Source organism: Niallia taxi (assembly GCF_032818155.1).
GTDB classification, from domain to species: domain Bacteria; phylum Bacillota; class Bacilli; order Bacillales; family Cytobacillaceae; genus Niallia; species Niallia taxi_A.
Genome location: NZ_CP102589.1, coordinates 368,620 through 392,508, shown reverse-complemented (window position 1 = coordinate 392,508; position 23,889 = coordinate 368,620). Strand labels below are relative to the sequence as shown.

Here is a 23,889-nt window from a genome sequence, read left to right as displayed (position 1 = left end):
TATTAGTTAGGAAAAAAGCCAGTGGAGGTTCATCATGCTAGTAAAAAATACAGATCCAAACTTAAAGGTATTTACCTTAAATTCCAATCCAGCATTGGCAGCTGAAATTGCCAAATCAATTGGGGTTGAATTAGGTAAATGCTCTGTAACACGTTTCAGTGATGGAGAAATTCAAATTAATATTGAAGAGAGCATTCGTGGCTGTGATGTTTACATCATTCAGTCAACAAGTTCTCCTGTAAATGAGCATATCATGGAACTACTTATTATGATTGATGCTTTAAAACGCGCTTCTGCTAAAACAATTAACTTAGTTATTCCTTATTACGGATATGCTCGACAAGATCGTAAAGCTCGTGCACGTGAACCAATTACTGCTAAGCTTGTAGCAAATCTGCTTGAAACTGCAGGCGCTACACGTGTTATCACGTTAGACTTGCATGCACCGCAAATTCAAGGATTCTTCGATATCCCTATCGATCATCTTATGGGTGTACCTATCTTAGGAGAATATTTCAGCAAAAGGGAATTCGACGGCGACATTGTTATCGTCTCACCAGACCATGGTGGTGTGACACGCGCTCGTAAGCTTGCAGAGCGTCTTAAAGCGCCAATTGCTATTATTGATAAGAGAAGACCAAAGCCGAATGTGGCTGAAGTCATGAATATTGTCGGGAACATCGAAGGTAAAATTGCCATCCTTATTGATGACATTATTGACACTGCTGGCACAATTACTCTTGGGGCAAATGCTCTTGCAGAAAATGGAGCGAAGGAAGTATATGCTTGCTGTACGCATCCAGTTCTTTCAGGTCCTGCAATGGAAAGAATTAAAAATTCTAAAATTAAAGAGCTTGTAGTAACAAACTCCATTGAGCTTCCAGAAGAAAAGCTAACAGAAAACGTTATACAACTTTCTGTGGCAGACCTGCTTGGAGAAGCTATCATTAGAGTTCATTCTGATCAATCAGTCAGCTATCTATTTGATTAAGAAGTATGTCGCTCCCTCTAAGGGGCGACTTATTTCTATTGGACAAAGCGCACTCCATCTAGGAAAAAGTTACCTAGTTTAAAACTTGCATGTTTAAAATAGGCGGTTTTAGGGAATTTTTTATATATAGCGATACAAAATGATGGAGGCGATTTTTTCATGACTGCAACATTGCAAGCAAAAAAACGTACGGTATCTAAGCATTCAGTATTATCGGATTTGAGAAATAACGGGAACATTCCAGCAGTTGTCTATGGAACAAAGGTAGACAGTACATCTATTTCCTTAAGTGAAGCAAACTTTTTGAAAGTATTAAAGGATGTTGGTCGTAACGGAGTAATATCCTTGGATGTTGACGGAGAGAAGCACAATGTCGTGCTGAACGATTACCATTCCGATCCGATTAAAAGAAGCATACTGCATATAGACTTTTTAGCAGTTGATTTATCAAAGGAAATAACTTCAACAGTCAGAGTCAATCTTACAGGAGATTCAAGCGGTGTAAAAGACGGTGGTGTATTGCAGCAAGCGTTGCATGAGGTTGAAGTAACAGCTAAGCCAAATGATATCCCTACCGCTATTGATATTGACATTAGCAGCCTTGCGGTTGGTGAAACACTTTCTGTTGCTGATATTAAAGGGTATGATAATCTGGAAATCAATCATGAGGCAGATGAAACGATTGCTTCTGTACTTCCTCCAAGACAAGAGGAAGAGATTAGCACTGGGGAACAGCAGGATGGCGGAATCCCAGAAAATGTGGAAGGCAGAGAAACTTCTGTAGATGGAACCGATTGAGTGTAGAGAGCAAACCCTTTATATTTTTAATTGATTAATTGCCCAAAATAGGAAGGTATGCAGTAATTGTATGTAGAATATCAAATAGAAGAGCTTTTTCTAAATGGATATACGCAAACAGGCTGTTGTAATAAATAAATGGAGGCTTAGCCGATTGAACAGCTATTGGCAAGCCTTCTTTTTCTGTATATAAACAAGAATAAAAGGGTGAAACAAATGAAATTGGTAGTTGGCTTGGGCAATCCAGGAAAGCAATATGAAAAAACAAGGCATAATATTGGATTTGAGGTTATAGATTATATATCTGAGGAATATGGAATTCCTTTAGATAAATCAAAATTCAAAGGACAATATGGATTAGGAATGATTAATGGAGAAAAAGTGGTTTTATTAAAGCCGCTTACATACATGAATCTATCCGGTGAATCCATTCGTCCAATTATGGACTTTTATGACATTGATACGGAAGATATTGTAGTTATATATGATGATTTAGATTTACCTGTTGGTAAAATACGCTTAAGGCAAAAGGGCAGCTCTGGCGGGCATAATGGAATTAAATCAGCCATTGCCCATACAGGAACGGAAAAGTTTAACCGCATTCGTGTCGGGATTGACAGACCTCAAAACGGAATGAAGGTTACAGATTATGTTTTAGGTAAATTTACGAAAGAAGAGCAAGCAGAATTAGAGATAATCGTGAAGAAATGTTCAGATGCTTGTGCTCAATGGATGAAAGAACCATTTTTACAAGTAATGAATATACATAATATCCAGTAGGTTTTGGATGAACCATCTTTTTTGCTCGATGTTCCTTAGTATAACTTCCCTCCAAAAGGTAAATACTAGCACTAGTTCATAAAAGCTTTAAGGAGGCTTGCGCCCGTGGCCATACATTATAATTGCAGGCATTGTGGAGTAAAGTTAGGGAGCATAGAAGAAAGTTCTGTGGAAACAGCTCGACTTGGTTTTGATATGTTGACAGAACAGGAAAGAGCAGAGATGATTAATTACAGCGAAGCAGGCGATATTCATATTAAAGCCATATGTGAGGATTGCCATGAATCATTAGCGAAAAATCCAGGATATTATGAAAATGATTATTTAATTCATTAATAGGTATTTAGGTATTACGGCGAAAGAAGCTTTGGAGAGATTCCAAAGCATTTTTCCGTTTTGTTGTTTACAAAATTTTGAAGAATAAATGTAATATTTGTCCTAGAGTTAAAGTAAGAACACTGTTAAAGGTAGATGAGAAGGCTAACAAAACAGATAAATGGGATATGGGTCAATATATGAGAGAACAGATTTGTTTTTTTCATTTTTAAAGTAGGGAGGGAATCTTCTATTGTTAGGGCTTAAAAAATTATTTGATCAACAGGAAGACGTTAAAAATGTCATATCTGGTGTTAATGCAGGTTTAAGGGAACAAATTGTTTCTGGATTGTCTAACTCTGCAAGAACACTGTTTATGACTTCTATATATAAAAAAACAAAAAGGCCAGTAATTGTAATAGCACCTAATTTACTTCAGGCCCAAAAGCTATATGATGATATTACAAATATAGTGGATGAGAACGAAGTATTTTTATACCCTGCAAATGAGCTTATAGCTGCAGAGATAAGCATTTCCAGTCCAGAGTTGAGGGCACAGCGAATCGAAGTGCTGAATCATTGGACAAATGATAAGACAGCAAAAGGGATATTGATAGTTCCTGTAGCGGGGCTGCGCAAACTGCTTCCACCTAAAGATCTTTGGAAAGAGCAGCAGATTGAGCTTGAGGTTGGAAAGGATATTGATCTTGAAGTGCTTATCCAGCGTTTTGTGACGATTGGGTATGTACGCACAGACATGGTTTCGGCTCCCGGTGACTTTAGTCTTCGAGGAGGGATTCTAGATATTTATCCTTTAACAGAGGAAAATCCACTTCGAATAGAGCTGTTTGACACGGAAATAGATTCTATTAGAACCTTCTCTCTAGAAGATCAGCGCTCTAAAGAGAAGCTTTCGTCAATTACAATAGGCCCGGCAACAGAGGTAATTATCGGAACAGACGAACTGGAAGCCTTCGCTCAGAAGGTTGAAGCAGGTCTGGCAAAAAGCTTGAAGAAAATAAAGGATGAGAAAACCAAGACATTGCTTGCCCAAAATATAGGCTATGAGATTGAGCAGCTTAAAAATGGCCAAAAACCAGAGCAGCTTTATAAATATTTGTCTCTTCTTTATCCTGACCATACAAGTTTAATAGATTATTTACCGAAAAATGGTCTCCTGTTCGTTGAAGAAATTAGTAGAGTTCAAGAAATGAATGATACATTGGAGAAGGAAGAAGCAGATTGGTACACTAGCTTGCTTAATGATGGAGAAATCATTCATGATATGAAGCTTTCCCAAAGTGTGCAGGATTTGCTACAAAGGTCTGTACAGCCAATTGTTTATATGTCCTTATTCCTGCGCCATGTTCCAAATACGAATCCGCAAAATATTATTAACGTAACATGCAAACAGATGCAGAGCTTCCATGGACAAATGAATGTGCTTAAATCAGAGATGGATCGTTGGAAGAAGAACAAGTACTCGGTTATTGTGCTGGCGAACAGTGAAGAACGGCTGGAAAAGCTGGAGCAAGTACTGCAGGATTATGAAATTCAAGCAGTGATTCAGAAGGACACGGATAAAATTGCAAAAGGCAAAATTCAGCTGATGGAGGGAAGTCTTCAGTCAGGATTTGAAATGCCGATAATGAAGCTAGCTGTCATTACAGAAGAAGAGCTTTTTAAGACTAGGGTCAAAAAAACCTCTGCACGAAGACAAAAGCTGTCTAATGCGGAGAGAATAAAAAGCTATTCTGAGCTGAAAATCGGGGACTATGTTGTTCACGTAAATCACGGAATAGGGAAGTACTTAGGAATTGAAACACTGCAAATCAACGGTATTCATAAAGATTATCTGCACTTGCGCTACCAAGGCAGTGATAAGCTGTATGTTCCTGTCGACCAGATAGATTTAATACAAAAATACGTTGGGTCAGAAAGCAAAGAGCCGAAAATTTATAAGCTCGGCGGGAATGATTGGAAGAAGGTTAAGAAAAAGGTTGAATCGTCTGTTCAAGATATTGCTGACGATCTTATCAAGCTGTATGCAGAAAGAGAAGCAGCTGTCGGTTATGGATTCTCTCCAGACGGAGAAATGCAGCGGGAGTTTGAATCATCATTTGCCTATCAAGAAACAGAGGATCAGTTACGCTCTATCCATGAAATTAAAAAAGATATGGAAAGAGAACGCCCGATGGATAGGCTGTTATGTGGAGATGTTGGTTACGGAAAAACAGAGGTTGCCATACGCGCAGCTTTCAAAGCTATTGCTGATGGAAAGCAAGTTGCTTTTCTTGTACCTACAACAATCCTTGCACAGCAGCATTATGAAACATTAAGAGAAAGATTCCAGGATTATCCGATTGAGATAGGCTTACTAAGTAGATTTAGGACAAGAAAGCAGCAAACAGAAACAATGAAGGGATTAAAGGCCGGAACACTAGATATTGTTGTCGGCACACATCGAATTCTTTCAAAGGACATTATTTACAGAGATTTAGGCTTGCTTATCATTGATGAAGAACAACGATTTGGTGTTACACATAAGGAAAAAATAAAACAGTTAAAAACAAATGTAGATGTTTTGACATTAACAGCTACTCCGATTCCGAGAACATTGCATATGTCTATGCTGGGTGTGCGTGACCTGTCTGTTATTGAGACTCCGCCTGAAAATCGTTTCCCTATCCAGACATATGTCATGGAATACAATGGTGGACTTGTGCGTGAAGCTATTGAAAGAGAGTTGGCAAGAAACGGGCAAATTTACTTCCTATATAATCGGGTGGAAGATATTGAGCGTAAAGCAGAGGAAATATCCATGCTTGTTCCAGATGCAAGGGTGACGTATGCACATGGGCAAATGACCGAAAATGAATTAGAATCAGTGATGCTCAGCTTTCTAGAAGGAGAGTTTGATGTTTTAGTAAGCACGACAATCATTGAGACAGGTGTAGACATACCAAATGTTAATACATTAATCGTTCAAGACGCAGACCGCATGGGACTTTCACAGCTTTATCAATTGCGTGGACGTGTTGGACGCTCTAACAGGGTAGCATATGCTTACTTTACGTATCGTAAGGACAAAGTGTTAACAGAAGTGGCTGAAAAAAGACTGCAGGCAATCAAGGAGTTTACAGAGCTAGGGTCTGGCTTCAAAATTGCGATGCGGGACTTGACGATCAGGGGAGCAGGTAATCTTCTTGGTGCACAGCAGCATGGATTTATTGATTCAGTCGGATTTGACCTATACTCTCAAATGCTCAAAGATGCCATTGAGGAACGAAAAGGAACATTTGATGAACAGCAGAGACAGACAATTGATTTAGATCTCGATATTGATGCTTATATACCAGACTTCTATATCAATGATGGTCAGCAAAAGATTGAAATGTACAAAAGGTTTAGAGGGGTTACATCCTTCGATGAACTTTCAGAGCTTCAGGAGGAAATGGTCGACAGATTTGGAGATTATCCGTCTGAGGTAGCCTATTTATTTAAGCTGACAGAAATGAAGCTATACGGCAAAGCTGCTGGAGTTGAGCTTATTAAACAATCGAAGGAAGAAGTACTTATCTTGTTGTCTGAGCAAGGCAGCAGCCAGATGGATGGCCAAAAAATATTCGAAAAAAGCTCTAAGTTTGGCCGGATGATTGGCTTAGGCATGGATGGCAAGAAATTAAAGATGGTTCTCCATGTAAAAGGAATCGAAACAGATAAGTGGCTGAACGCTTGTTATGAAATGGTGGAGGCCTTGAGTACTTTCAAGAAAGAGCCACAGGAAGCAAACTGATATATGTATATGTAGTAGACAAAAACTGTTTGAGAAGGCAAAAGGCCTGAATTAGACGGTTTTTGTCTTTTTTATATAAGGGAAGTTTTAACTATTTTGGACAAGGGTAAAGACAAATAGAGATAATGCTAAAAAACATATGATTGTACAAGGGTTGGATTCCCCTCGCAATTATAAGATGCCAAAGATTTTTTTAGAAGGAATGTACATGGGCTTGATTGTAATTTTAGTAAGCAATGTTCCAAGTTACCTAAGATGGTAATATTCGCATCGAAGAGAAAATTTTACGTAGTTAATGCATAGAACTTTCCATATGAAAGATACTAAGTTTAAATATGGTAGCATTTCATATTTTACAGAAGAAATACTTACCAATATTAAAAAAATCATCTGATGAAAGTGAGGCAACATGAAATGAAAGCAACTGGAATTGTGCGTCGAATCGATGATTTGGGCCGTGTCGTCATCCCAAAAGAAATCAGAAGAACATTACGTATCCGTGAAGGGGACCCACTGGAAATCTTCGTAGATCGTGATGGGGAAGTAATTTTGAAGAAGTATTCTCCTATAAGTGAGTTAAGCGATTTTGCTAGGGAATACGCGGAAGCACTTTATGATAGCTTAGGAAACTCTGTTTTAATATGTGACAGAGATACCTATATTGCAGTCGCAGGCGGATCGAAAAAGGAATACTTAAACAAAAATATTAGCGATGTGATTGAAAAAGCTATGGAAGATAGAGGATCAGTACTTGTTACACAACAAGGGCAAATTGCCCTGGTTGATAACAATACAGAATCTGTTTCTGCTTATACAATCGGTCCAATTATTGCAAACGGAGATCCAATTGGTGCAGTTATCATTTTTTCTAAAGAAACTTCTCTTGGTGAGGTAGAAAAGAAAGCGGTAGAAACTGCTGCTGGTTTTTTAGCTAGACAAATGGAATCCTAAAATTTATTTACTTCAAGGCAGCCCCTAAAGGCTGCTTTTTTATTGTGCATTTTAATAAAAAAGGAAAATTGTACTTTTTGTTATATAAAATATAGAACAAATCTGTTATAATAAATGTATAACAAAAATAGGAGAACTTAAATGTATATTAAATTAGACCCTCAATCAGACTTCCCTATTTATTCACAATTAATACATCAATTAATGGAGGGGATTTTAAAAGGTGATTTAAAGGAAGGAGATATGCTTCCTTCTGTAAGGTCTTTGGCCGCTGACTTAGGTATAAACATGCATACAGTAAATAAAAGCTATCATGAGCTTGAAAAAAGAGGCATCATTCAAATTGTTCCTAAATCAGGAGCAGTTGTCAGGCTGCAGCAAGCAGAAAAGGAATCAGAACATTACGCGCGACTGGTTAGAGAATTGAAACCAGTTTTACTTGAGGCGATGACATTAGGAATGGGGAAAGCTGAGATTAACAGCCTTGTTGAATTGCTCGTAGAAGAATATAAGGAGGAATAAACATGGAGCAAGCAATGTTCATAACCATCATGGTCTTTCTAACCATAATGCAAAGTATTATCCCTGTGCTAATGCGAAAATCACATGCATTTGGTGTCTATGTCCCGGATGAATATCAAAATGATCAATCTGTCCTGTTTTATAAGAAACTATATGTAGTTAGTTATGTAGCGGTGTCTGGAATATTAATATTAGGTTATGCCTTATGGATGAATAAGTTGGATATCAGTGTATCAGCAGCTTTAGGATTGGTACTTGTTTTTTCTTTAATGATTTGGGGATTGATCTTATATTTTTATTGTCACGGTAAGCTACTGCAGTTAAAAAAACAAACAGGCTGGTCTTCCGCTTTAAAGAAAGTGAATATAACAGACCTGGGCGCAAGAAAGCTCGATGAAATGCTGCCATGGTATATAGTAGCATTGCCTATTATTTTTACAATAGGGTTATTTATTCTAACCTTTACCCAGTACACGCATATCCCAGAAAGTATCCCAACGCACTGGGGAGCAAATGGTCAGCCAGACAGCTTTACTGAAAAAAGCTATTTTTCGGTCATTGCCAGTTTGTTACTCCTTTTTGTCTTACAAATTATGTTTGTTGGCATCCATGAGGCTACGAGGAAGTCGGGGATTAAGATAAGCGCTGCTAATAGAGCTGGTTCAAGGATAAGACAGCTGGGAATAAGGAAGTACAATAGTTGGTTTCTGGCTATTATTAATTTAGTAATGACGATATTATTATCCTTCCTGCAATTGGCTATTATTTATCCAGGCATATTTAATCAGTCTCTTATGCTGCTTGTTCCGTTAGCATTTCTCGCATTAGTGTTAATCGGAACTCTTGCTTATGCAATGAAAATAGGAAAGCTTAATCATGACCATGAGGTTGTTTATCCAGACAAAAAGGAAGTATCTGATTTTGACTCAGACTATCATTGGAAAGCTGGTATTTTCTATTTTAATAAAAATGATCCATCATTATTTGTAGAGAAAAGGTTTGGAGTGGGCTGGACCATCAATATGGGCAGACCATTAGCGTATGTTTATATTTTTGGACCTATCATTCTGATTATTGTTCTAACTTCTTTTATGTAGTAGTTATCATTAAGGAAAATGCGTGAAGCGTTTTCCTTTTTTTAGCATTTTGAATCTGTGTGCAAGGGCAACTGGGATGAAATTATGCTATAATACAAGCGAAACAGAAGATGGAAGGGGCCAAGCTTGTGCCTAAACAATCAAATAATTGGTTCACAGGTGCTATCATACTGACTGTCGGAGCGCTTGTTGTCAAGATTTTAAGTGCGGTATACAGAATACCCTTTCAAAATATAGTCGGAGATACCGGTTTTTATATATACCAGCAAGTGTATCCCATTTATGGGGTGGCAATAGCTTTAAGTACATATGGATTTCCTGTTGTTATATCCAAGCTATATACGGAAATGAAGTCAAAAGAAGACCAGATTGGAATAGAAAGACTCATACGTTCCTCTTTTCTACTTTTATACTCATTGGGTATATGTGCGTTTTTAATATTGTTCTTTGGGGCAGAGTTTCTCTCATCTGCAATGGGTGATAGAGATTTAGCCATTTTAATAAAAGTGATTTCTTTTGCATTTTTGTTTACACCATTTATTGCTACATCACGGGGGATTATCCAAGGGACAGGTAATATGGTCCCAACTGCTGTTTCTCAAGTGGCAGAACAACTAATGCGCGTGGGAACGATATTGTTTTGTTCCATCTATTTCATTAGCAAAGGCTATTCCCTGTATAAGGTGGGAGCAGGGGCGATGCTTGGCTCTGTTACAGGTGGTATGCTCGCCTTTATAGTGCTGTTTTACTTTTATAGAAAGCAGCAGTCCGTACGAACGGTAATTCATGCGCGCATATGGAACCGTGATAATAAAAAGATAATAAAAAGAATTATATATGAAGGTATCACCATTTCAATAAGCAGTATGCTTCTCATTCTATTACAGCTTGCTGATTCTTTAACCATTTATTCAGAACTGATAACTGCAGGGATTCATGGAGATGAAGCAAAGGTGTTGAAGGGAATCTATGATAGAGGTCAGCCGCTCATTCAACTCGGAACGGTTATCTCTACATCTATGGCTTTAACATTAGTTCCCTTCATAACAGGAGAGATGCTGAAAAAGGAGAAGGGGCTTTTAATTGAAAAAGTCAGGTTTTCTCTAGTGGTCAGCCTTTTCTTTGGATTCGGTGCATCAATTGGATTGTTCAGCATGATTAACAAAGTGAACAGTATGCTTTTTCAAAATGAACAAGGATCACATGTATTGGCGATTTTATGCTTTGTTATTTTGCTAAATGCAATGATTGTCACCTATACCTCAGTTCTTCAAGGATTAGGTGCCACTTTCTATCCTGCTGTCATTGTGTTGCTAGGATTTATCTTTAAATATGCTGTAAACGGACCGTTTGTTGCAGCTTATGGCACAAGTGGTGCTGCATATGCTACTAATTTGTCGCTAGTTTTGATTCTTGTATTTTTGGCTGTTAGATTGTTTAAACTGTTAAAATTGCCACTAATAGATAAGAAACAAGTTACGGTCATTCTACTGGCAGCATTTTGTATGTACTTAACTGTTAAAGGGTATATTTATCTGACAGATAACTTTGCCCTTAAAGAAGGAAGCCGTTTGCTGTCAGCCTTTCAATCCTTAAGTGGAGTAGTGTTGGGAGGCTTCGTCTATGTCTTTCTTGTTCTAAAAGGAAATGTTTTTAAAGAGAAGGATTTGCTTACATTGCCGTTCGGAAGTAAATTGAGCTGGTTTTTACCTAAGAAAGGAAGGTAATGGAAAATGAGAAATATTAAAGTGATAGGCCTTGGTGCTGGAGATATGGAACAGCTTCCGCTAGGGGTTTATAGAAGCTTAATAAATAATAAAAATAAGATTTATGTGCGTACGAAGGATCACCCTGTTTTAACTGTATTAGAACAAGAGGGCGGCAACTTTATTTATATGGATTATATATATGAAAAGCACGACCAATTTGAGGCAGTTTACAATGAAATTGTAGCTGTTTTAATGAAGGAAGCGGAGCAAGAGGATATAGTCTATGCCGTACCAGGACATCCGCTCGTAGCGGAAAAAACAGTGCAGCTCCTAATTGAAAGAAGTGAAGAAGGTGAGGTCAACCTTGAAATTGGCGGTGGACAAAGCTTCTTGGACAGTATTTTTCAAGCTTTAAAAATTGACCCTATCGACGGATTTCAGCTTTTGGACGGAACAGATTTGCGTAAGGATGAGCTGCAGTTCACACAGCATTTAATAATCGGACAAGTGTATGATGCATTTTCCGCATCAGAGGTTAAGCTTACCTTAATGGAGAAGCTTCCATATGATTATCCTGTAACGATTGTAACTGCTGCAGGCAGTAAACAGGAGCAAATAACAAAAATAGAGCTTCATGAGTTGGACAGAGAGATGGAGTTAAATAATTTAACCTCACTATATGTACCTCCAGTTCAAGAGGAAAGCGTGCTTTATAAGCAGTTTTCAAGCTTAAGAAAAATAATTGCTGCACTGCGTGCTCCAGACGGATGTCCGTGGGATAGAGAGCAGACCCACGAGTCGTTGAGAAAGCATCTAATTGAAGAAGCTTATGAGCTTATTGAGGCAATTAATGAAGACGATATAGACAATATAATAGAAGAGCTTGGGGATGTATTGCTTCAGGTTATGCTTCACAGTCAAATTGGAGAAGATGAGGGCTATTTCTCTATCGATGATGTAATTGAAGGAATATCTGCTAAAATGGTGCGCAGGCATCCACATGTGTTTGGAAAGGCAAAAGCAGAAACAGTGGAAGATGTTTTAGACACATGGCAGCAGGCAAAGAATGCAGAAAAACCAGAAAAACAAGCATCCGTGCTTGATGGAGTACTGAACAGCTCAGCGAATCTTACCAGAGCTTATGATCTTCAAAAGAAAGCGGCAAAGGCTGGCTTTGACTGGCCGGATGTTTCAGGCGCTTGGGAAAAGGTAAAGGAAGAAATCAATGAGTTTAGGGAAGAAGTAGAAAATGGAGCCAGCCCGGAAAAAATGGAAAAAGAGTTTGGTGATATTTTGTTTTCTTTCGTAAATGTAGCTAGATATTACAAAATAGATCCAGAGTTAGCGATTTTTAGCACAAACCAAAAGTTCATCAGCAGATTTCAGTATATTGAAGCAAAGCTGAAGGATATGGGCAAAGAGGTGCAGGAAGTTCCTTTGGAAACATTAGATAGATATTGGGAAGAGGCTAAACAGTTTGATAAAGACAGATAAGGAGTGTTGATAATATGCGTTTAGACAAATTTTTAAAAATCTCCCGCTTAATAAAAAGAAGAACACTAGCTAAAGAGGTTGCAGATCAAGGTAGAATCCTCATAAATGGAATTCAGGCAAAGGCCAGCAGTAATGTTAAAGTTGGCGATGAATTGCAAGTGAGGTTTGGCCAGAAAATTGTGACGGTAAAAATAGAATTACTGCAAGACTCAACGAAAAAAGAGGATGCAGCAAATATGTACAAGATTATTAAAGAAGAAACTGTTTCCTAGTTTAATCTAGGACTTATCAGGGTAAAAATCATCGAATAATGAAAGAGGCAACTTTCAAATAAGAGCTTGTTCTTTTTTCTTGTCCCTTCACATACACTTGTACAAATGATTGTACTTTTGTGATTGTGAGGGATAAAGATGAACCAAAATTATGATTCTAATACTGCAAAAACTAGCACTGTAGAGCATGATGTTATTATGAGAGGAAGAAGGCTCCTTGATATAACAGGAGTCAAGCAAGTTGAGAGCTTTGATAATGAAGAATTTTTATTAGAAACAGTAATGGGCTTCTTATCTATTAGGGGTCAAAACCTGCAAATGAAAAACCTGGACGTGGAAAAAGGGATTGTTTCTATTAAAGGCAAAGTATTCGAGTTGTTATATGTAGATGAGCAAAGTGGAGATAAAGCTAAAGGCTTCTTTAGCAAGATATTCCGATGACATTATCCACTCAATTCATGACCATGCTGGCTATGGTTGGCATGGGTCTGTTTTTTGGAATTAGTTTAGATACGTATCAGTTCTTTCTAAAAAGGGCTGAGCGAAAACGAATTATCGTCTTTTTTCATGATCTCCTTTTCTGGGTTTTGCAGGGTTTGTTAATGTTTTATGTGCTATTTTTAGTGAACCAAGGTGAAATTAGAATCTACTTGATACTGGCATTATTATTGGGTTTTGCTGCATACCAGGCCCTTTTGAAATCAATCTATCTATCCTTTTTAAAGCTGATTATTTCCGTCAGTGTCCGATTCTACCAGCTTACTGTCAAGCTAGTGGTGAATCTTATCTATAAACCTATAAAAACACTTCTTCTATTTTTGGTATCGGTTGTTATTTTTCTTTTAAAGGGACTTATGGCACTTGTCAATGGTGTAATCAGGGTATTAAGATTTATTCTGAAGGTTGTTTTATTACCTCTTAAATGGCTATTATCCTTAATATGGCTGATTTTGCCGAAAAAGGTTAAATTAAACGTCGATAAATATTCTGGGAAATTGGCAGGATATTATACCATGATAAAGAAATATGTTAAGGAATGGATAAAAAATAGAAAAAAACAGTAAGGAAGGGAGGAGCAGAGTATGAGTGTGTTAAGAAAACCGGATGTGACAAAAATACAAACAGACTATAACGTACAACAAGAAGAATTAAGCATTAGTGCAGCGAGAAAAAAGAAGCTTTTATTCCGGAGATTGGCTGCTTTCTCTATCTGTGCACTGGCAATAGGCTTTTTTATGATTTCAACACTCATATCCCAGGGCTCCGTTTTGGAAGAAAAGGCTGCTGAAAAGAAAAAGCTGGATGGAAAGATAGCTCTGTTGGAGAAAGAAGAAAAGAGTTTAAAGGAACAAATTGTCAAACTAAATGATGAAGATTATTTGGCCAAGCTTGCAAGAAAAGACTTACTTCTCTCGGAAAAAGGAGAGATAATCTTTAATATTCCTGATGGGAAAAATAAACCAAACGATGATGGAAAATAATAAGGACGACAGTTATATTGACACCCTTTTTTTTCATTTTGTATAATATAATTTAAGTACGATTTTTTATATCCTTAAGGAGGCAAAACTTTTTTATGTCAATCGAAGTAGGCAGCAAGTTACAAGGAAAGGTAACAGGAATTACTAATTTTGGTGCGTTTGTAGAACTGCCAGAAGGTGCAACTGGTCTTGTTCATATTAGTGAAGTCGCAGATAATTATGTAAAAGACATTAATGATCACTTGAAGGTCGGAGACGAAGTAGAAGTGAAAGTTATTAATGTGGAGAAAGATGGCAAGATTGGCCTGTCTATTAAAAAAGCTAAAGATAGACCGGAACGACCAGAAAGATCAAATGATCGTGGAGATCGCAGAGAGTCAAGAGGCGGCTATTCAAATAATAACTCGTCAAGACCTCGCAACACGAAATCGCACCATGATAATCGTGCTCCAAAAGAGAACTTTGAATCAAAAGTGGCCCGTTTCTTAAAAGACAGTGAAGATCGGTTAGCTTCTCTTAAACGAAATACTGAGTCTAAACGCGGGGGAAGAGGCGCTAGACGAGGGTAACTTGCTGCTGAATTTTTTTTATAAATAAAAGCAGGGTTTATCGTTTATATATTCCCATAGCTTAAGCAAGCCAATAGGGCTTGCTTTTTTGTTTGTTCTTAAAATATATATATATAACAAAAAAGGACGATAGAATAATTCTATCGTCCTTTATGGATAGCGGCGGAGGGGATCGAACCCCCGACCTCACGGGTATGAACCGTACGCTCTAGCCAGCTGAGCTACACCGCCATGTCTTTAATGCGTCATAAGCACAAGTTATATATTACAAACTTTTAAGTTAAAAGTCAACTAATTTTTTTAGAGAGGAAATTAATTGCACGTAAAATTCATATTTTGACAAATTGACTCAGAAATAGAACAAATGTTGAAAAAGGGTAAGAAGGAGAATTATCGTGTGAAGGGTAGGTTAGTTATAGCAGTATAAAGGGCGGCAACTAGTTGATAGTTAATAGAATGGGAGGAACTGTCTGTTTTTATTTTAGCGAAATTTGTTCTAATTCAAGAAATTGATTGAAACAAGTCGAGAGAAACATGAAAGCTTGTCTGCTCTTTTGACAAACTTTTACTAATACAACTTTTATAATGATGTGCAACGATACCTGATAGGGAGTTGAGTAAAATGGAAAAAGTGGAAAGGGATATTATCGACGGTATTGCAGATGTAGACTTTGGCAAATCAAAAGAGGGATTTGGCGTTATTTATCATAAATTCCATACAAAAGTAGAGAACTTTTTTTTGGCCAAAGGCTATATACTTTTGGTTATTGGTTTTCTTTTAGGGAGAGCGCTGATACTTGCGACGTTGACACCGTTTGTCCTCCCTTTCTTTGCAGCAGTTTACTTGACGCGGAAGGATAAGGCTCCATTAGCATTAGTTGGTTTGATTGGAGGAGCTGCAACTCTTTCCTTGAAAGAGGCTTTTGTTAGCTTCATACTTGCGTTTCTATTCCTCATAGCATATAAACTCCTAAGCAAATGGAGGAGAAATGAGAATACATTTGTTCCGATGCTTGTGCTTTCGACTGTACTGCTAGGATCTTTAGCAGAGTCTTATATTTTATTAGACACTATTACTATGTACGGAGCTATGATGGCACTTGTAGAAGCTAGTTTAGGATATATTCTCACATTGATATTTATGCAGAGCCTTCCTTTGCTGACAATTAGCAAAAGGAGACAAGCCTTAAAAACAGAAGAAATTGTTTGTCTTATCATCATGCTTGCTTCTGTTATGACGGGAACAATCGGATGGTCAATATATGACTTGTCGATTGAGCATATTATGTCACGCTATCTTGTGCTTCTGTTTGCATTTATAGCAGGTGCAACAATCGGTTCTACTGTAGGAGTTGTGACAGGATTGATATTTAGTCTGGCCAGTATTTCTAGCTTTTATCATATGAGCTTGCTTGCGTTTTCTGGTTTGCTTGGAGGTTTATTGAAGGAAGGCAGGAAGGTAGGAGTAGCACTCGGACTGTATATTTCAACACTACTAATTGGTATGTATGGAGAAGGCGGAGGGGTATTGTCAGTATCTCTTATGGAAACCACCGTCTCTGTTTTTCTATTTATGTTAACTCCGTCTTTCTTGACGTCCCGAATAGCCAAGCATATTCCAGGTACTACAGAATTTTCTCAGGAGCAGCAGCAATATATGAGGAAAATGCGTGATGTTACTGCACAAAGGGTTTCTCAATTTTCTACAGTCTTTGAGGCTCTTTCAAACAGTTTTTCTGCTAAAAGCACAACAAATGATATAGATGACTCAGATAGAGAACTCGATTATTTCTTAAGCAATGTGACAGAAAAAACATGTCAAACATGCTTCAGAAAGGAAGCTTGCTGGGCAAGAAACTTTAATACAACATATGATTATATGAAAGATATTATGACAGAAATGTCAGAGACTGACGGAAGTATTTCTTTAGGACTTTCAAGAGAATGGGAAAAGCATTGTACTAGATCAAAAAAAGTCACAGATGCCATTCATCAAGAATTGACATTATATCAGGCAAATCAAAAGCTGAAAAAACAAGTACAGGAGAGCAGAAAGCTAGTTGCAGACCAATTGCTCGGAGTTTCAGAGGTTATGGGCGATTTTGCAAAGGAAATTCAGAGAGAAAGAGAGAATCATCACAAGCAAGAGGAGCTTATTCTTGAAGCGATTCAGGATTTTGGCATTCATATTGAAAATGTGGAAATTTACAGTCTTGAGCAAGGGAATGTGGATATAGATATAACCATTCCATATAATACGGGCTTTGGAGAATGTGAAAAGCTGATAGCACCAATGCTTTCAGATATCTTAAAAGAAACTATCATTGTTAATAAAGAGGAGAGTGCAGGATACGGCCAGGATTATAGCCATGCTACTTTCCGTTCTGCGAAGGCCTTTGTGGTTGAAACTGGTGTAGCGCATGCTGCTAAGGATGGAGGTTTTATATCTGGGGACAGCTATTCAACAATAGAGTTAGGGTTAGGAAAGTATGCTGTGGCAATAAGTGACGGAATGGGTAACGGCGAGAGAGCACATTTAGAAAGTGAAGAAACTTTGCAGCTGCTCCAAAAAATACTTCAGTCTGGAATAGAGGAACAGGTTGCTATTAAATCAATTAACTCTGTACTGTCCCTAAGAACTACAGATGAAATTTTTGCAACTTTAGATTTAGCCATGATTGACTTGCAAAATGCAAATGCTAAGTTTCTCAAGATTGGTTCCACACCAAGCTTTATTAAAAGAGGATCAAAGGTAATTAAAATTCAGGCAAGCAACCTGCCAATGGGAATTGTTCAGGAGTTTGATGTAGATGTGGTCAGTGAGCAGTTAAAAGCAGGAGATCTGTTAATTATGATGAGTGATGGCGTTTTTGAAGGGCCGAAGCATGTCGAAAACTTTGACCTGTGGATGAAGAGAAAAATTAAAGAATTGAAGACAGACAGCCCGCAGGAGGTTGCTGACCTTATTATGGAAGAAGTGATTCGCTCACGTTCTGGTCTTATTGAAGACGATATGACAGTTCTTGTTGCGCAAATTAATCACAATATTCCGAAATGGTCTTCTATCCCAATGAGAGGATTTCATCAAAAAGCAAACTAGTTCTATAAATTAGAGGTATAAATGCTCTCCTTTCCGTCGAAAATGGGACTAATCATTGAGATGGAGGGGAGAAACAATGAAGACAGGTACATTAAAGCAAATTTTGCTCATTACAGATGGTTGCTCCAATCAGGGAAATGACCCTATTGCGATGGCTGCCTTAGCAAATGAACAGGGTATTACAGTAAATGTAATCGGTGTGATGGAAAAGGATATCATTGATGATCGCGGATTAAAGGAAATTGAGGAGATTGCTCTTTCTGGCGGTGGTGTGAGCCAAGTCGTTTATGCACAGCAGCTTGCTCAAACAGTTCAGATGGTAACAAAAAAAGCAATGACGCAAACCTTGCAGGGAGTTGTGAACAAAGAATTACAGCAAATATTAGGCAGTGCAAGCAAGGTGGAGGATTTGCCCCCGGAAAAAAGAGGAGAAGTGATGGAGGTTGTGGATGAGCTCGGCGAAACGGTTGAACTAGAAGTACTTGTTTTAGTTGATACTAGTGCAAGCATGAAGCATAAGCTCCCAACAGTTAAAGAAGCACTGATTGATTTATCTTTAAGCTTGAATGCAAGATCAGGTGAAAACAGGTATTCTGTGTTCGTATTTCCCGGGAAAAAGAAAGATGTCGAAAAAATGCTTGATTGGACTCCACGTCTAGAATCATTAACTAGTATTTTCTCTAAGCTTACAACGGGAGGCATTACTCCTACAGGTCCTGCTTTAAAGGAAGCTATCCAATACTTTAAGCAAAAACGTTCATTAAGGAGTCTGATTAGACGTGACGATGATGAATTCTATGAAGAGTCCATTTAAGATAAATCGTGGAACGGTAATTAGAGGTAAATGGCATAAAAAGGAATATACTATTATTAAAGAGCTTGGTTTTGGCGCGAATGGCACAGTTTTTCTTGCAGATTCCAGTCTCGGAAAAGTGGCTTTAAAGCTAAGTGACAATGGCATGTCCATTATTTCAGAGGTAAATGTATTGAAATCCTTTGCTAAGGTCCAAGGTTACAGCCTTGGACCTTCTTTAATAGATGTTGATGATTGGAACACAACAAGCGGCACCATTTCATTTTACGTTATGGAGTATATAAACGGTCCTAATCTTCTATCCTTTATCGAGAATAGGGATGATTCTTGGGTTAATGTTCTAATGATTCAGCTTTTAAAGGATTTGCAGGTACTACATGAAAATAACTGGGTATTTGGTGACTTAAAGCCCGAGAACTTAATCATAAATGGGCCGCCTACAAGAATAAGATGCATTGACGTTGGCGGTACTACAATTATTGGAAGAGCCATCAAGGAATTTACTGAGTTTTATGATCGTGGCTACTGGGGACTCGGTTCAAGAAAGGCAGAACCATCGTATGACCTGTTTGCGGTTGCCATGATTATGATAAATATCTATTATCCTAACAGATTCAACAAAGTAGAGGGAGGTCTTAAACAGCTTCAAATAATGATTCAAAAAAAACGGGAGCTAGTGCAATATGAAAACGTGCTTATAAAGGCACTGACAGGCCGTTATAGAAGTGCTGATGAAATGAGAAAGGAATTAATACAGCTTTCAAGCGGAAACGAAACAAGGACAGCAAGTAGGACAAGCACAAATACAGCAGTTAGAACGAAATCCCCTGCTGTTAGTACTAGTGGAACAAAGGGAAGGGTGCAAGCTCAACAAGGTAAGAGAACGAAAAAGAAAAAAAGGACTGGCTATCTGGAATCTATCCTCTTAATCGTTGTCATATCACTGTTGTATATTGTATATATTTATGGACAAATGACCTGATATAAGTCTGATGAAAGTAGGTAAAGCACTTGGTGTACATTCTCAAAAATGTTATTCTTACATAAGCAGACTGCATACATAAAAAGGTCATAAGAAGTTACTATGCAGAATAGTGATAAATTAAGGAAGTATTTTTTATGTTAGAAGAAAAGGTAGAAGAGTATTTAATAAAAAAAGGAATAGTTCTAAGTGGGAAAAAAGTTTTGGTAGGCGTATCTGGAGGACCTGATTCCCTTGCCCTGCTCCATTTCCTATGGAGCAGGGAATCGACTTGGAATATTAGTGTGATTGCTGCCCATGTGGATCATATGTTCAGAGGGGAGGAATCGCTGGAAGAGGCGAAATTTGTTGAGGATTTTTGCAAAGATAGGTCTATCCCTATCAAGTGGAAACAAATTAATATGCCGGCAATAATAGAGGAAACAGGAAGAAACGGTCAAATGACATCAAGAGAGTATCGTTATACATTCTACAAGGAAGTAATGGATGAATACGAGATTCCTTTCCTTGCTCTAGGTCATCATGGAGATGACCAAGTGGAAACAATTTTGATGCGCTTGACTAGAGGCAGCAGTGCCAAGGCTAGAGCTGGAATTCCTTTCAGCCGTCCGTTTGGGCCAGGAAGTTTATTTAGGCCATTTTTATGTTTAGAAAAACAGGAAATAGAGGAATACTGTAATAAGTATATGCTTTTCCCTAGAAGAGATCCGAGTAATGATAAGGAAGTCTACAGCAGGAATAGATTTCGAAAGCATGTTCTTCCATTTTTGAAAAAAGAAAACCCAAATGCTACAGCACATTTTCAACGGTTTAGCGAAGAAGCGGCCGAGGATGAGGTTTTTTTAATGGAGGCAACTAAAGCCATTTGGGATCAAGTTGTAAAGAATCAGAATGAAAATGAAATAACCATTGACATTGAAGCATTTCTCTCAATAGCTATTTCTTTACAAAGAAGATGTATTCATCTAATATTAAATTATCTCTATAAAGAGAAGATATCTTCATTATCCGCCATACATACTAACCAAATAATTACATTATTTCAAAATCCACATTCTTCCGGAAAAATTGATCTCCCAGAGGGTTTGAAGGTAGTCAAATCCTACAATTTGGCACACTTTCAATTAAACATTTCTCCAAATGAACCCTTTTATTATGAAATTTTAAAAACGGGAGAGATATTATTACCAAATGGGTATTATATTAGGGTAGAATATACTAGCAACACTCCATATGCGAATGGAGATGCTATTATAGTCGATTCTGATTTAATTACATTACCTATTGTTATAAGAACAAGGAGGAATGGAGACAGGATAAAAGTTAGAGGAATGGATGGGATGAAGAAAGTAAAGGGTATATTCATCGATGCAAAGATTCCTCTGCAAGAGAGAGACAGCTGGCCAATTGTTACAGATGGGAACGATAACATATTATGGCTCCCAGGTTTAAAAAAATCTGTTTATTCTTTAAAGCAGGCGAATAGTGGTTATAATCTATTAATAACATATAAAAAGCAATGATCTTCTAGGGGGCACACAAGCAATGAAACATGATATTGAAAAAATATTGATTTCTGAGGAAGAATTACAAAGCAAGATTAAAGACCTTGGACAACAATTGACAGAGGACTACAAGGATAAGTTTCCTTTGGCTATTGGGGTGCTTAAAGGGGCAATGCCATTTATGGCCGACCTTTTAAAACGCATGGATACATATCTTGAAATGGATTTCATGGATGTATCGAGCTATGGAAATTCCACTGTTTCTTCAGGTGAAGTAAAAATCCTTAAGGATTTGGATACTTCTGTTGAGGGTAGAGATATCCTTATTCTTGAAGACATCATTGACAGCGGTTTGACATTGAGCTATCTTGTTGAACTATTCCGCTATCGCAAAGCAAAATCAATCAAGATTGTGACACTGCTTGATAAGCCTTCTGGAAGGAAAGTAGATTTACAAGCTGATTACATTGGATTTATCGTCCCAGATGAATTTGTAGTTGGTTACGGTCTGGATTATGCAGAAAGATACCGCAATTTGCCTTATATCGGCGTTTTAAAACCAGAAGTTTATACTAACACTAACGAGTAAGTGGAGTAACTAGGAAGTTTCGTGTTCAAGAGGGTAATTTCTTGAATTTACACAATTTTCTATGTTACTATACAATATAGTTTGTTTACCGTGGGAGGAGGTAAGGGATGAACCGTATTTTCCGTAATACCATCTTTTATTTATTGATATTTTTAGTAATTATTGGTGTGGTAAGTTTCTTTAATGGAAATAACGAACCAACCAAGCAATTATCGTATACCGAGCTGATCGAGCACCTTGAAGCAGGTGATGTCAGTTCCATTACACAGCAGCCAGAACGAGGCGTTTTAGAATTACGAGGACAGCTAGATTCTTACAGTAAGGACGAATACTTCGTATCCTATGTAACGAATAATGAAACTGTTCAAAACCGTATTGATAAAGCGGCTACAGAAGGATCAAAAATTGATGTCCTTCCTGCACAAGAAACAAGCAGCTGGGTGACATTCTTTACTTCTATTATTCCTTTTGTCATTATATTCATCTTGTTCTTCTTCTTGCTTAACCAAGCGCAAGGCGGCGGCAGTCGTGTTATGAACTTCGGTAAGAGCAAAGCGAAGCTTTATAATGAAGAGAAGAAGAAAGTCCGTTTTAAAGATGTAGCAGGAGCGGATGAAGAGAAGCAAGAGCTAGTGGAAGTGGTAGAATTCCTGAAAGATCCAAGGAAATTTGCTGAGTTAGGCGCAAGAATTCCTAAGGGTGTCCTTCTTAATGGACCTCCAGGAACAGGTAAAACATTGCTTGCAAGAGCAGTAGCAGGTGAAGCAGGCGTTCCGTTCTTCTCCATCAGCGGATCTGACTTTGTAGAAATGTTTGTAGGGGTCGGTGCATCTCGTGTACGTGACCTATTTGAAACAGCGAAAAAGAATGCACCATGTATTATCTTTATAGATGAGATTGATGCTGTAGGGCGTCAGCGTGGAGCAGGTCTTGGCGGAGGCCATGACGAGCGTGAACAAACTTTGAACCAGCTATTGGTTGAAATGGACGGGTTTGGTGCAAATGAAGGGATAATCATTGTCGCTGCAACTAACCGACCGGACATTCTTGACCCAGCGTTATTACGTCCAGGCCGATTTGACCGTCAAATCACTGTTGACAGACCTGATGTAACAGGCCGCGAAGCTGTATTACGTGTACATGCTCGCAATAAGCCATTAGATTCATCTGTTGACTTAAAGAGTATTGCAATGCGTACACCAGGTTTCTCAGGTGCAGATTTGGAAAACCTATTGAATGAAGCAGCACTTGTTGCTGCAAGATCAGATAAGAAAAAGATTGATATGGAAGATATGGATGAGGCGACAGATCGTGTTATCGCTGGTCCATCTAAGAAAAGCCGTGTCATCTCTAAAAAAGAAAGAAACATTGTTGCCTATCATGAAGCTGGTCACACAATCATTGGGGTTGTTCTTGATGAAGCAGATATGGTACACAAGGTTACTATCGTACCAAGGGGTCAAGCTGGAGGATATGCAGTAATGCTTCCTAAAGAAGATCGCTTCCTAATGACTAAGAAAGAGTTATTGGATAAGATTACTGGTCTGCTTGGTGGTCGTGTGGCAGAAGACATCGTCTTTGGCGAAGTCAGCACTGGTGCACATAACGACTTCCAAAGAGCAACAAATATTGCACGCAAAATGGTTACTGAATATGGAATGAGTGAAAAGCTAGGACCACTTCAGTTTGGCCAAGCGCAAGGAGGCCAAGTGTTCCTTGGTAGAGATTTGAATAATGAGCAAAACTATTCAGATGCTATTGCTTACGATATTGACCAGGAAATTCAACGCATCATTAAAGAGAGCTATGAAAGAGCGAAAACAATCTTGACTGAAAACAGGGAAAAACTAAACTTGATTGCTGAAACATTGTTAGAAATCGAAACATTGGATGCAGAGCAAATCAACAGCCTTTATAAGGATGGAGTTCTTCCAGATCGTTCAAAAAAAGCTGACTCTTTCACTAATGATGATGTGAAAGTTAACATTAATATGAAAAAAGAAGATGAAGAGCCTAAACAAGATTAATCGTCAGTGATTGGTCTGTTTCAAAAAGGGATGCACATTGTGCATCCCTTTTTTTACTTTGCCTGAGGTCATTGGATTTCACTTACAAATGCTCGTA

Annotated in this window: 21 protein-coding genes and 1 tRNA gene; 21 read left to right on the top strand and 1 reads right to left on the bottom strand. The window is 38.0% G+C overall.

The annotated features are described in order from the left end of the window. The first annotated feature begins 34 nt into the window (after positions 1-34). From NQZ71_RS02025 to NQZ71_RS01955, 15 genes are all read left to right on the top strand, one after another. A complete protein-coding gene (locus NQZ71_RS02025; RefSeq protein WP_127742546.1) occupies positions 35-991 on the top strand; it encodes a ribose-phosphate diphosphokinase in 957 nt (318 codons plus the stop codon). 159 nt (positions 992-1,150) lie between these two features. Then, a complete protein-coding gene (locus NQZ71_RS02020) occupies positions 1,151-1,789 on the top strand; it encodes a 50S ribosomal protein L25/general stress protein Ctc (protein ID WP_144458375.1) in 639 nt (212 codons plus the stop codon). 216 nt (positions 1,790-2,005) lie between these two features. After that, positions 2,006-2,569, top strand: coding sequence for an aminoacyl-tRNA hydrolase (pth, locus tag NQZ71_RS02015; RefSeq protein ID WP_317011229.1), 564 nt, complete (start codon positions 2,006-2,008; stop codon positions 2,567-2,569). A gap of 105 nt (positions 2,570-2,674) precedes the next feature. Continuing rightward, complete coding sequence (locus NQZ71_RS02010; protein WP_144458377.1) at positions 2,675-2,905, top strand: anti-sigma-F factor Fin; 231 nt, start codon at positions 2,675-2,677, stop codon at positions 2,903-2,905. A gap of 232 nt (positions 2,906-3,137) precedes the next feature. Beyond that, a complete protein-coding gene (gene mfd, locus NQZ71_RS02005; RefSeq protein WP_317011228.1) occupies positions 3,138-6,680 on the top strand; it encodes a transcription-repair coupling factor in 3,543 nt (1,180 codons plus the stop codon). Positions 6,681-7,094: 414 nt separating this feature from the next. After that, positions 7,095-7,631, top strand: coding sequence for a stage V sporulation protein T (gene spoVT, locus NQZ71_RS02000; RefSeq protein ID WP_275009697.1), 537 nt, complete (start codon positions 7,095-7,097; stop codon positions 7,629-7,631). A gap of 141 nt (positions 7,632-7,772) precedes the next feature. After that, positions 7,773-8,153 (top strand): GntR family transcriptional regulator, encoded by a 381-nt coding sequence (locus NQZ71_RS01995; protein ID WP_275009690.1) that lies wholly within the window; start codon positions 7,773-7,775, stop codon positions 8,151-8,153. Positions 8,154-8,155: 2 nt separating this feature from the next. Then, positions 8,156-9,250, top strand: coding sequence for a DUF1648 domain-containing protein (locus NQZ71_RS01990; RefSeq protein WP_275009691.1), 1,095 nt, complete (start codon positions 8,156-8,158; stop codon positions 9,248-9,250). A gap of 128 nt (positions 9,251-9,378) precedes the next feature. Beyond that, positions 9,379-10,977: a putative polysaccharide biosynthesis protein gene (locus NQZ71_RS01985; protein WP_317011227.1), complete on the top strand. Its 1,599-nt coding sequence runs from the start codon at positions 9,379-9,381 to the stop codon at positions 10,975-10,977. A 6-nt stretch (positions 10,978-10,983) separates the two neighbouring features. Further along, entirely contained in the window at positions 10,984-12,453 is a 1,470-nt protein-coding gene (yabN, locus tag NQZ71_RS01980; protein ID WP_275009692.1) for a bifunctional methyltransferase/pyrophosphohydrolase YabN, read from the top strand. 14 nt (positions 12,454-12,467) lie between these two features. Beyond that, a complete protein-coding gene (locus NQZ71_RS01975; RefSeq protein ID WP_127742526.1) occupies positions 12,468-12,725 on the top strand; it encodes an RNA-binding S4 domain-containing protein in 258 nt (85 codons plus the stop codon). A 138-nt stretch (positions 12,726-12,863) separates the two neighbouring features. Next, positions 12,864-13,166, top strand: a complete 303-nt coding sequence (gene yabP, locus NQZ71_RS01970; RefSeq protein WP_127742524.1) for a sporulation protein YabP — start codon at positions 12,864-12,866, stop codon at positions 13,164-13,166. Further along, positions 13,163-13,789: a spore cortex biosynthesis protein YabQ gene (gene yabQ / locus NQZ71_RS01965; RefSeq protein WP_144458384.1), complete on the top strand. Its 627-nt coding sequence runs from the start codon at positions 13,163-13,165 to the stop codon at positions 13,787-13,789. The genes yabP and yabQ overlap by 4 nt, the downstream gene beginning before the upstream one ends. 18 nt (positions 13,790-13,807) lie before the next feature. Further along, entirely contained in the window at positions 13,808-14,206 is a 399-nt protein-coding gene (locus NQZ71_RS01960) for an FtsB family cell division protein (RefSeq protein ID WP_144458385.1), read from the top strand. Positions 14,207-14,301: 95 nt separating this feature from the next. Further along, entirely contained in the window at positions 14,302-14,775 is a 474-nt protein-coding gene (locus NQZ71_RS01955) for a S1 domain-containing RNA-binding protein (RefSeq protein ID WP_144458386.1), read from the top strand. Between the two features lie 157 nt (positions 14,776-14,932). Here the strand turns inward: NQZ71_RS01955 and NQZ71_RS01950 are convergent. Further along, positions 14,933-15,006, bottom strand: a tRNA-Met gene (locus tag NQZ71_RS01950). Positions 15,007-15,397: 391 nt separating this feature from the next. On the opposite strand from NQZ71_RS01950, the gene spoIIE reads away from it, so the two are divergent. The 6 genes from spoIIE to ftsH all read left to right on the top strand — a co-directional run bounded on the left by spoIIE (position 15,398) and on the right by ftsH (position 23,792). Continuing rightward, positions 15,398-17,875, top strand: a complete 2,478-nt coding sequence (gene spoIIE / locus NQZ71_RS01945; RefSeq protein ID WP_127742516.1) for a stage II sporulation protein E — start codon at positions 15,398-15,400, stop codon at positions 17,873-17,875. A 76-nt stretch (positions 17,876-17,951) separates the two neighbouring features. Then, on the top strand, positions 17,952-18,689 hold the full coding sequence (locus NQZ71_RS01940; RefSeq protein ID WP_127742514.1) for a vWA domain-containing protein: 738 nt from the start codon (positions 17,952-17,954) through the stop codon (positions 18,687-18,689). Continuing rightward, on the top strand, positions 18,661-19,671 hold the full coding sequence (locus NQZ71_RS01935; RefSeq protein ID WP_144458403.1) for a protein kinase domain-containing protein: 1,011 nt from the start codon (positions 18,661-18,663) through the stop codon (positions 19,669-19,671). Before NQZ71_RS01940 ends, NQZ71_RS01935 begins: the two co-directional genes overlap by 29 nt. A gap of 137 nt (positions 19,672-19,808) precedes the next feature. Continuing rightward, on the top strand, positions 19,809-21,194 hold the full coding sequence (gene tilS / locus NQZ71_RS01930) for a tRNA lysidine(34) synthetase TilS (RefSeq protein ID WP_317011226.1): 1,386 nt from the start codon (positions 19,809-19,811) through the stop codon (positions 21,192-21,194). Between the two features lie 22 nt (positions 21,195-21,216). Further along, positions 21,217-21,765 (top strand): hypoxanthine phosphoribosyltransferase, encoded by a 549-nt coding sequence (hpt, locus tag NQZ71_RS01925; protein ID WP_144458388.1) that lies wholly within the window; start codon positions 21,217-21,219, stop codon positions 21,763-21,765. 107 nt (positions 21,766-21,872) lie between these two features. Continuing rightward, entirely contained in the window at positions 21,873-23,792 is a 1,920-nt protein-coding gene (ftsH, locus tag NQZ71_RS01920; protein WP_144458389.1) for an ATP-dependent zinc metalloprotease FtsH, read from the top strand. The last annotated feature ends 97 nt before the right edge of the window (positions 23,793-23,889 follow it).

Coding starts and splice junctions, on each gene's coding strand:
- yabQ (WP_144458384.1), top strand. CDS start 13,163: ATGACATTATCCACTCAATTCATGACCATGCTGGCTATGGTTGGCATG.
- spoVT (WP_275009697.1), top strand. CDS start 7,095: ATGAAAGCAACTGGAATTGTGCGTCGAATCGATGATTTGGGCCGTGTC.
- spoIIE (WP_127742516.1), top strand. CDS start 15,398: ATGGAAAAAGTGGAAAGGGATATTATCGACGGTATTGCAGATGTAGAC.
- NQZ71_RS02020 (WP_144458375.1), top strand. CDS start 1,151: ATGACTGCAACATTGCAAGCAAAAAAACGTACGGTATCTAAGCATTCA.
- NQZ71_RS02025 (WP_127742546.1), top strand. CDS start 35: ATGCTAGTAAAAAATACAGATCCAAACTTAAAGGTATTTACCTTAAAT.
- hpt (WP_144458388.1), top strand. CDS start 21,217: ATGAAACATGATATTGAAAAAATATTGATTTCTGAGGAAGAATTACAA.
- NQZ71_RS01995 (WP_275009690.1), top strand. CDS start 7,773: ATGTATATTAAATTAGACCCTCAATCAGACTTCCCTATTTATTCACAA.
- tilS (WP_317011226.1), top strand. CDS start 19,809: ATGTTAGAAGAAAAGGTAGAAGAGTATTTAATAAAAAAAGGAATAGTT.
- NQZ71_RS01960 (WP_144458385.1), top strand. CDS start 13,808: ATGAGTGTGTTAAGAAAACCGGATGTGACAAAAATACAAACAGACTAT.
- NQZ71_RS01955 (WP_144458386.1), top strand. CDS start 14,302: ATGTCAATCGAAGTAGGCAGCAAGTTACAAGGAAAGGTAACAGGAATT.
- NQZ71_RS01940 (WP_127742514.1), top strand. CDS start 17,952: ATGAAGACAGGTACATTAAAGCAAATTTTGCTCATTACAGATGGTTGC.
- ftsH (WP_144458389.1), top strand. CDS start 21,873: ATGAACCGTATTTTCCGTAATACCATCTTTTATTTATTGATATTTTTA.
- NQZ71_RS01935 (WP_144458403.1), top strand. CDS start 18,661: ATGATGAATTCTATGAAGAGTCCATTTAAGATAAATCGTGGAACGGTA.
- NQZ71_RS01990 (WP_275009691.1), top strand. CDS start 8,156: ATGGAGCAAGCAATGTTCATAACCATCATGGTCTTTCTAACCATAATG.
- NQZ71_RS01975 (WP_127742526.1), top strand. CDS start 12,468: ATGCGTTTAGACAAATTTTTAAAAATCTCCCGCTTAATAAAAAGAAGA.
- yabN (WP_275009692.1), top strand. CDS start 10,984: ATGAGAAATATTAAAGTGATAGGCCTTGGTGCTGGAGATATGGAACAG.
- pth (WP_317011229.1), top strand. CDS start 2,006: ATGAAATTGGTAGTTGGCTTGGGCAATCCAGGAAAGCAATATGAAAAA.
- yabP (WP_127742524.1), top strand. CDS start 12,864: ATGAACCAAAATTATGATTCTAATACTGCAAAAACTAGCACTGTAGAG.